The sequence below is a fragment of the Anaerococcus sp. genome, from assembly GCF_022770135.1.
In the GTDB taxonomy this organism is placed as follows: domain Bacteria; phylum Bacillota; class Clostridia; order Tissierellales; family Peptoniphilaceae; genus Anaerococcus.
Genome location: NZ_JALEIL010000046.1, coordinates 1 through 9210 on the forward strand (window position 1 = coordinate 1; position 9210 = coordinate 9210).

7 protein-coding genes and 1 pseudogene are annotated in these 9210 nt (G+C 40.4%); 7 read left to right on the forward strand and 1 reads right to left on the reverse strand.

The genetic code is table 11. The annotated features are described in order from the left end of the window. The first annotated feature begins 64 nt into the window (after positions 1-64). Together MRZ08_RS01795 and MRZ08_RS01800 are read left to right on the forward strand one after the other, a co-directional pair. Positions 65-1039: a molybdopterin-binding protein gene (locus MRZ08_RS01795; RefSeq protein WP_297378648.1), complete on the forward strand. Its 975-nt coding sequence runs from the start codon at positions 65-67 to the stop codon at positions 1037-1039. Further along, the gene (locus tag MRZ08_RS01800) at positions 1036-1518 is read left to right on the forward strand and encodes a MogA/MoaB family molybdenum cofactor biosynthesis protein (RefSeq protein ID WP_297378650.1); all 483 of its coding nucleotides are present in this window, start codon (positions 1036-1038) and stop codon (positions 1516-1518) included. The genes MRZ08_RS01795 and MRZ08_RS01800 overlap by 4 nt, the downstream gene beginning before the upstream one ends. Positions 1519-1898: 380 nt before the next feature. Here the strand turns inward: MRZ08_RS01800 and MRZ08_RS01805 are convergent, their stop codons facing one another. Then, positions 1899-2585: a GntR family transcriptional regulator gene (locus MRZ08_RS01805; RefSeq protein ID WP_297378652.1), complete on the reverse strand. Its 687-nt coding sequence runs from the start codon at positions 2583-2585 to the stop codon at positions 1899-1901. A 197-nt stretch (positions 2586-2782) separates the two neighbouring features. On the opposite strand from MRZ08_RS01805, the gene dpaL reads away from it, so the two are divergent. The 5 genes and pseudogenes from dpaL to MRZ08_RS01830 form a co-directional block, all read left to right on the forward strand. Then, positions 2783-4024, forward strand: a complete 1242-nt coding sequence (gene dpaL / locus MRZ08_RS01810) for a diaminopropionate ammonia-lyase (RefSeq protein ID WP_297378654.1) — start codon at positions 2783-2785, stop codon at positions 4022-4024. Between the two features lie 23 nt (positions 4025-4047). After that, entirely contained in the window at positions 4048-5244 is a 1197-nt protein-coding gene (gene ygeW / locus MRZ08_RS01815; protein ID WP_297378656.1) for a knotted carbamoyltransferase YgeW, read from the forward strand. A 19-nt stretch (positions 5245-5263) separates the two neighbouring features. Further along, on the forward strand, positions 5264-6601 hold the full coding sequence (locus MRZ08_RS01820) for a YgeY family selenium metabolism-linked hydrolase (RefSeq protein WP_297378658.1): 1338 nt from the start codon (positions 5264-5266) through the stop codon (positions 6599-6601). 11 nt (positions 6602-6612) lie between these two features. Beyond that, the gene (arcC, locus tag MRZ08_RS01825) at positions 6613-7545 is read left to right on the forward strand and encodes a carbamate kinase (RefSeq protein WP_297378659.1); all 933 of its coding nucleotides are present in this window, start codon (positions 6613-6615) and stop codon (positions 7543-7545) included. Positions 7546-7605: 60 nt separating this feature from the next. Then, a pseudogene (locus MRZ08_RS01830) lies at positions 7606-9210 on the forward strand (putative selenate reductase subunit YgfK); the annotation flags it as partial.

Genomic DNA, 9210 nt, shown 5'->3' on the forward strand with positions numbered 1-9210 from the left:
GGAATCTTCGCTATTGTTAAGAAAGAAGGCTTTATCTACCCGGAAGATAATATAAGGATAGCTTATGATAGAGAAAATTAGAGTAGAAGATGCAGTAGGTCTCCCTCTCCTCCACGACTTTACAGCGATTATGGAAGATGGCTTCAAGGGAGTCTTGTTTAAGAGAGGGCATGTGGTAGAAGAAGCTGATATCGAGGCCCTCAAAAACATAGGCAAGGACCATATATATGTAGGAGAGCTTGAGGCAGACCAAGTCCATGAGGAAGATGCAATTTCTGAAATCGCAGATATGCTTTTTGGGGAAAATATCAAAAGGTCTGCTGTTAGTGAGGGCAAGATTAATCTTACCAGCAAGGTTACGGGACTTTTTACTATAGACAGAACTCTTCTAAGAAAAATAAACGAAATCGGCGATTATACCATAACTTGCAAAAAGTCTTACAGCAAGGTAGAAGAAGGCGACAGGCTCGTTGGAGCAAGAATCGTTCCCTTGTGGACAGAAAGATGGCAGGTAGAGAAAGCCAAGGAGATTCTTAAGGAAGGTCCTATTTTTGAAGTGAAGGAATTTAAGAAGCTTAAGGTAGGATGCATCATAACTGGAGATGAGGTCTACTATGGAAGAATCAAGGATGCCTTTAGGCCAGTTCTTAGGGAAAAGCTATCTGAATTTGATGCAGAAGTCCTAGGCTATGAATTTCTCCCAGATGATGAGGATAAGGTAGTTGAAGCTTATGAGAAATTCAAAGGGCAAGGTGCGGACCTTGTTATATTTACTGGGGGAATGAGTGTCGACCCTGATGACATTACGCCAAGGGCCATCAGAGAAACTCACGCAGAGGTCATAGTTCAAGGAATCCCTATGCAGCCGGGTAATATGCTCATGGTCGCAAGAGATGGAGGAGTCTATCTTATGGGAGTGCCTGGAGCAAGTATCCACTCAAAGATTACAAGCTTTGATTTCTTCCTTCCTAGGGTCTTTGCAGGAGTCGACCTAAAAAGAGAAGACTTCCTAGAGATGGCAGAAGGAGGACTTTTGTGAAATTTTCTGCAGGAGTCCTTACGGTTTCAGATAGGGCAAGTAAGGGAATCTATGAGGATAAAAGCGGGAAGGTCCTTAAAGAATTACTGGAAGAATTCGGCCTAGAAGTTAGGAAATACGAGATAGTGGCCGATGATTTCGAAAGTATAAGGGAGAAATTATTAGCCTATGCTGATGAAGAAATTTCCCTAATTCTTACCAGCGGAGGCACAGGCTTTAGCCAAAGAGACATCACACCCGAGGCAAGCCTTGCCGTAATAGAAAAAAGAGCGGACGGGATAGTGGAAGCTATAAGAAATGAATCCGCAAAGATCACTCCTATGGCCTATCTTTCGAGGGCTGTGGCAGGGATTAGGGGAGAGAGCCTAATTATAAACTTCCCAGGAAGCCCCAAAGCCTGTAGGGAAAACTTTGAAATCATAAAGCCCTTCCTAATTCACGGCCTTGAGACAATCGTAGGATGTGACAAACACGAATAGGAAATTAGGGTTGTTACAGAATGAATAAATCGTAGTTAGAATAATCATAACTGAATCCTCACAGAGCGGATGGTGTAATTTCATACATTAGTCGGCAGGAGCTAATTGTCCTTCTGGCCAGGAGATGTGAAATTCCTCAAGAGCACTTTCTAACTATGTTAGGATAATTATTCATTAACTTGTAACAGCCTTTTATTTTTACCTGAATGTCGAAAGTATTTTAAAAGACGAAAAGCCCGCCCTTAGCATATATTTACTAAAAAGGCAGGGCTTTGGGAATTATTTTATATTCTACCCTCTCGTTTTCTAAGAGATTTATTATGTAATAATTACTAAGCTAAGAGGGCAGAGCTATCCTATAATGTTTATTTTTCTCTCAGTTATTTTTCAACATTAAGGAGCTTACTTATTTTCTCTATTGACTCATCTGTAATAGTTGTAGTCCAATTCTTCCTTAAGGCGTCGAGAGACTTATCTAGGTCTCTTTCTCTAAGACTTTCTATTAAGATTAGGTGCTCGTCATAGGTCGATGGAGCCTTGTGGACGTCCTTGGCCTGATAGAAGCCTATTTCAAATCTTTTGACTCTCTTCTTTAGCCTATCGATAATTGGTTTGATCTCCTTATTTGGAGAAAGCCCTATGATTAGGTCGTGGAAGTCATCATCAAGCTCGATTACTCTAGTTATATTTTCATTCATATGCTCCATCTTGATTTGCTTGTTGATCTTCTCGAGCTCATCTATAAATTCATCTGTGATATTATCAAAGTTTTCCCTTAAGGCATAACTTTCAAGCTCGAGGACAAGTGGATAGATGTCTTTTAGCCTTTCGACCTTGATTGGAGCGACCATGGTCCATTGGTTGGCCTTGCTTATAACGAGGTCTTCGTTTTCTAGCTTAAGGATGGCTTCTCTTACTGGAGTTCGTGAAATCCCAAGTTCCTTAGAAAGCTCTGAGATCTTAAGCTGGGTGTAAGGAGTAAGCTCTCCGGAAATAATCTTATCGTGAAGTATATTGTAAGCTTCGTCTTTGACGAAGGTTCTTTTTATTTTATTTTCTCTTGTCATTTTTCTACCTTTCTACAATCATTATAACACATCTATGAAAGCGTTTAATATTTATTTGACAATCTTAGAAATACGTCCTATAATAATAGTGATATATCACATACCACTTATTATTATGGCTTAAGATAGAGAATTTGCAAATGCCGAATAAGGGCAATGTGAAGGATGTATCGAGAAATAATCGAAAGGATGTAATTTTGGAAGAGAAATATAAGATAGTACTAAATGATATTAGTAAAAGAGAAAAGGCTTCCCTAGATTTTATCAATGAGGAAGTTGTTAACACTGCACAAAAATTTCATGAGAGTTTCCCTGATTATGAGCCAACTCCACTGGTAAGACTAAGTAACCTGGCCAAGCAATTTGGTGTAAAGGATATCTTCGTAAAGGATGAATCTTACAGATTTGGCCTAAATGCCTTCAAGGTACTTGGTGGATCATTTGCCATTGGAAAGTACATAGCTGATAAGTTGGGAGTTGATATCGAAGAATTACCATTTGAGAAAATGATTTCAGACGAGGTAAGAGAAAAGCTTGGAGATATTACCTTCGTAACAGCGACAGACGGAAACCACGGTAGGGGAGTAGCTTGGACTGCCAACCAACTTAAGCAAAAATGCGTGGTAATCATGCCAGATGGATCAGCTACAGAAAGACGTGACAACATCAGAGCCTTGGGAGCAGAATGCGACATAATGGATGGGCTTAACTACGATGACTGCGTACGCCTTGCCAACAAGAACGCTGAGGAAAAAGGCTGGGTAATGGTTCAAGATACAGCTTGGGAAGGATACGAAAAGATTCCAACATGGATCATAGAAGGATATGCAACCCTTGCCAAGGAAAGTAACGATCAACTAAAAGAAGCTGGACTTAAGCCAACTCACATCTTCGCTCAAGCAGGAGTAGGTTCCTTTGCAACAGGAGTTACTGGATATTTCTCTTCAGTATATGAGGGAGAGGAAAAGCCATTTATAACTATAGTAGAACCAGAAAAGGCCAACTGTAACTTCATAACAGCAGAAGCAGATGACGGAAAGATCCACAATGTAACTGGTAAGATGGATACAATCATGGCAGGACTTGCTTGCGGGGAGCCTGTAACAGTAGGCTGGCCAGTACTTCACTCTTATGCAGATGCCTTCCTATCAGTACCTGACAAGGCAGCAGCAAGAGGAATGAGAATTCTAGGAAATCCATTGAAGGACGATAAGAAGATAATCTCAGGAGAAAGTGGAGCAGCAACAATGGGTCCTCTTTCAGAAATCCTTCAAAGGAAAGATTTAGAAGAGATCAAAAAAGACCTAAAACTTGACGAAAATTCAGTAATCCTTCTAATCTCAACAGAAGGAGACACAGACTACGCTCACTACAGAAGAGTTGTTTGGGATGGAATCTATCCAAACGAAGAAGACTACACATACACAATACAAAGATAAATAATAAATAAAAGGAGAAATAAATGACACAAGATATCAAAAAACTAATCGACGAACTACAAGAACTAGACCACAAGAACCTATTTGGTGATGACTTCTTCCATACATGGGATAAATCACAAGACGAACTAAAGGCAATCTGGAAGACAGCTGACATAATTAGAGCTATGAGAGAAGAAAATATCTCTCCAAAAATCTTTGATTCAGGACTTGGAATCTCCCTATTTAGAGATAACTCAACAAGAACAAGATTCTCATTCGCTTCAGCTTGTAACCTTCTAGGACTTGAAGTACAAGACCTTGACGAAAGCAAGAGCCAAATCGCTCACGGTGAAACAGTAAAAGAAACTGCAAACATGATTTCATTCATGGCAGATGTTGTAGGTATAAGAGATGACATGTACATAGGCAAGGGCTACAAATACATGAAAGACTTCTCTGAATATGTAAAAGAAGGTCACGAAGACGGAGTTCTTGAACAAAGACCAACTCTAGTAAACCTTCAATGTGACATCGACCACCCAACCCAAGCCATGGCAGACCTTAACCACGTAATCCACGAATTCGGTGGAATAGAAAACCTAAAGGGTAAAAAAGTAGCAATGACATGGGCTTACTCACCATCATATGGTAAACCACTATCAGTTCCACAAGGAATCTCAGGACTTTTCACAAGACTTGGAATGGACGTAGTTCTCGCTCACCCAGAAGGATACGAAATCATGCCAGAAGTTGAAGAAATAGCTAAGAAAAACGCTGAAGAATACGGCGGAAGCTTCACAGTTACAAACTCAATGGAAGAAGCATTCAAGGATGCTGACATAGTATATCCAAAATCTTGGGCACCATTCGCAGCTATGGAAGAAAGAACAAAACTTTACGGCGAAGGCGACCAAAAGGGAATTGACGAACTAGAACAAAGATTACTAGAACAAAATAAAGAGCACATGGATTGGGAATGTACAGAAGAGATGATGGAACTAACCAAAGATGGAAAAGCCCTATACATGCACTGTCTACCAGCAGACATCACAGGCGTTTCTGCAGAACACGGAGAAGTAGCTGAATCAGTATTTGATAGATACAGAGTTCCTCTATACAAGGAAGCAAGCTTCAAACCATACATCATAGCAGCAATGATTCTTCTACAAAAGATCGAAAATCCAGAAGAAAAACTAAGAGAGCTAGTTGACAAGGCAAACAAGAGAATAGACAAATAAGATAATAAGAGAGGTAGAAATGACAGAATTTAAAAATATAGACTTTGATGCAATCAAAGAAAAAGCTGGCGAATACAAAGAAGACATGGTTGCTTTCCTAAGAGATTTGATCAAGCTAAAAGGCGAATCTTGTGAAGAAGGCGACAAGGCTAAAAGAATAAAAGAAGAGATGGAAAAACTTGGCTACGACAAGGCTTGGATTGACGGCCAAGGAAACGTACTTGGAGAAATGGGTCAAGGAAAAAGACAAATTGCCTTCGACGGCCATATCGATACAGTAGGAATCGGAAACATCGAAAACTGGGAATTTGACCCATATGATGGATTCGAAGACGAAAACCTAATCGGTGGACGTGGTGGATCTGACCAACTTGGTGGACCAGTATCTGCGGTATACGGAGCAAAAATCCTAAAAGACTTAGGCTATCTCAATGACGAATACAGAGTTCTCGTAACAGGAACAGTTCAAGAAGAAGACTGTGACGGAAACTGCTGGCTATACATGATCGAGAAAGAAGGTATCAAACCAGAATTTGTAGTATCAACAGAGCCAACAGATGGTGGAATCTACAGAGGACAAAGAGGAAGAATGGAGATGAGAGTAGACGTACAAGGTGTATCTTGTCACGGATCAGCTCCAGAAAGAGGAGACAACGCAATCTACAAGATGGCAGACATCCTCAAGGAAATCGAACAACTTAACGAAAACCCAGCTGATGATTCAGTAGAAATCAAGGGTCTAGTAAAGATGCTTGACGAAAAATACAACTCAGAATACAAGGAAGCAAACTTCCTAGGACGTGGAACAGTTACAACAAGCCAAATCTTCTTTACATCTCCATCAAGATGTGCAGTAGCAGACTCATGCTCAATCTCACTTGATAGAAGAATGACAGCAGGAGAAACTTGGGAGTCTTGTATCAAGGAAATAGAAGACCTACCATCAGTTAAAAAGCATGGGGCAAAAGTTTCTATGTACGACTACAAGAGAGCAAGCTGGACAGGACTAGAATACGAACAAGAAGCCTATTTCCCAACATGGGTAATTCCAGAAGATCACGTAGTAACAAAGGCTCTAGAAGATGCATACAAGAACCTTTACGGAGATAAGAGAATTGCTCCTCCTATAGCAAAAGAAGAAGAAAAAAGAGCAGCTCGTCCACTAACAGACAAATGGACCTTCTCAACAAATGGTGTTGCAATCATGGGTCGTCACAATATCCCAACCATAGGATTTGGACCAGGAGCAGAAGACCAAGCCCACGCACCAAACGAAGTAACATTCAAACAAGACCTAGTAACATGTGCAGCAGTATACGCAGCTCTACCACTAGTTTATACACAAGAAAATAAATAAGTAAGAAGTAAATGAGTAAGAAAATATTAGTAGCTCTAGGGGGTAATGCTTTGGGCAATACTCCTTCAGAGCAGAAGGAAGCAGTAAAGACAACAGCTTCTGCTATTGCAGGGCTTGTTAAGGAAGATTATAAGGTTATAATTTGTCACGGAAACGGACCTCAAGTTGGGATGATCAATCTCGCCATGAGTGCTGGAGCTGAGGCCAATGACAAGATACCTTTTATGCCATTTCCAGAGTGTGGAGCTATGAGCCAAGGCTACATTGGCTATCATTTGCAAAATGCTCTTGAAAATGAATTTATTAAAGAAACTATTGAAAATCCAGTCGTAAGTCTGGTAAGCCAAGTTATGGTTGATGAAATGGACCCAGCATTTTCCAATCCTACAAAGCCAATTGGCGACTTCTACAGCGAAAGTGAAGCCAAGGCCCTCGAAGAGGAGAAAGGTTTTGTGATGAAGGAAGATGCAGGACGTGGATATAGACGTGTTGTTGCAAGTCCTAAGCCTGTCGATATAGTAGAAAAAAGAGCTATCACAACCCTAAATGACGCAGGTTGTGTGGTAATAGCAGCAGGTGGTGGCGGTATTCCAGTTATCAGACAAAATGACGAGTATGTCGGTGTTGATGCTGTTATAGATAAGGACTTCTCATCAGCGAAACTCGCAGAGCTTGTTGATTGTGATATTTTGGTAATCCTTACAGCAGTAGAAAAGGTTGCCATTAATTTCGGTAAGGAAAACCAAGAAGACCTCGATAGTCTATCTGTCGAAGAAGCAGAAAAATATATCGCAGAAGGACAATTTGCCAAGGGATCTATGCTACCAAAGGTAGAAGCAGCCTTGGAGTTTGTAACTAGCAAACAGGGAAGAGAAGCAGTAATAACAAGTCTAGAAAATGCAAAAGACGCCCTAAATGGTGCGACTGGAACTTGGATCGGATAGAGGACAAACCCATATGATTGAAAGAATTGTATGGGTTTTTCTTTATAGGAAGGATTGAGTATGAGTGAATATATGAGAGCGATAGAATTTCCGAAGCTTATAGAATGGGCCCTTGAGGAATACAAGAATGAGGGAAGTGTATTTTCTATTGCCAAAGAGAAATTTTACAAAAATAAAACTAATAAAAGCCTAAGGACAGTTTTTGGCGATGAGCTTGGATCTGCTGTAGGACCTGCTGCGGGACCTCACACTCAGCTTGCCCAAAATCTCATAGCTTCCTATCTAGTAGGCGGAAGATATATGGAGCTTAAGACCTGCCAGATAATGGACGGTGAAGAGTTAATGGCAGCAATTCCAAAACCATGTATCAATTCAGAAGATGAGGCCTACAACTGCGAGTGGTCCACAGAGCTTAAGATAGAAGATGCAGCAAGTGAGTACATAAAGGCAGAGCTTGCCATAAGAGTTCTTGCTAAGGAGTTTGGCCTATCAGATCATAAGGACTTTGTTCTTAATATGTCTGTCGGTTACAATCTAGAAGGTATCAAGTCAGAAAAGGTAGACGGCTTTATCAATTCCTTGATGGATGCAAGTGAGACTGAAGTCTTCAAGGATGCTATCAAATATCTTAAGGATAATATAGACAAGTTTGAAAACGTTAGTATTGAAGATATAGAAAAAATCGACGGTAAAATCTGTAATTCTATGACTCTTTCGACCATGCACGGAACACCTGCTCATGAAATCGAAGAGATTGCGGCCTATCTGATTGAGGAAAAGGGACTCAATACCTTTGTAAAATGCAATCCAACCCTAGTTGGCTACGACTATGCTAGAAATATCCTTGATGAATTAGGCTACAAATACATAGACTTTGACAAGGCTCAGTTTGACCATGACCTTGGCTTTGATGAATCTATAGAAATATTTACGAGACTTTTAGATCTTGCTCGTAAAAACAACCTAGTCTTTGGCTGCAAGTTATCAAATACCTTCCCAGTTATACAAAAAAGGGGAGAGCTACCTAGTGAAGATATGTATATGTCAGGTAGGGCCCTTCTTCCATTAACTATATCTGCGGCCTTGAAATTATCAGAAGCCTTCGATGGCAAACTTCCTATGAGCTACTGCGGTGGGGCTGATGGACTAAATATAGACGAAATATTTGAAATTTTTAACCAACCAATCACAGTTTCTACAACCCTACTCAAGCCAGGTGGCTATTACAGGATGAAAGAACTTGCAGAAAAATGCGAGGGACTTCTAGGAAGAGCTTATGAGGGAATAGATAACGAGAAATTAAGAAATCTCGTATCAAGCCTTAAATCCAATGAACTTTATGCCAAAAATCCTAAGCTTAGACTAAGGACAAGAAAATGGGCGAGTGAGCTTCCTATGACAGATTGTTATAGTGCTCCTTGCAAGGATTCAGCCTGTCCTATAGGCCAACAAGTTCCAGCCTACCTTCACTTTGCAGAAGTGGGAGACTACAAGAAGGCCATGGAAGTTATAGCCATAGACAACACCGCTCCTGCTATATTATCAGAGACCTGCTATGAGTTTTGCAAGAAGACCTGTACCAGGGTCGACTATGAAGCTGGCGTAAATATTAGAGATGTCAAGAAGGAAGTAACTGATGCTTATTATGATAAATATATAGAAGAA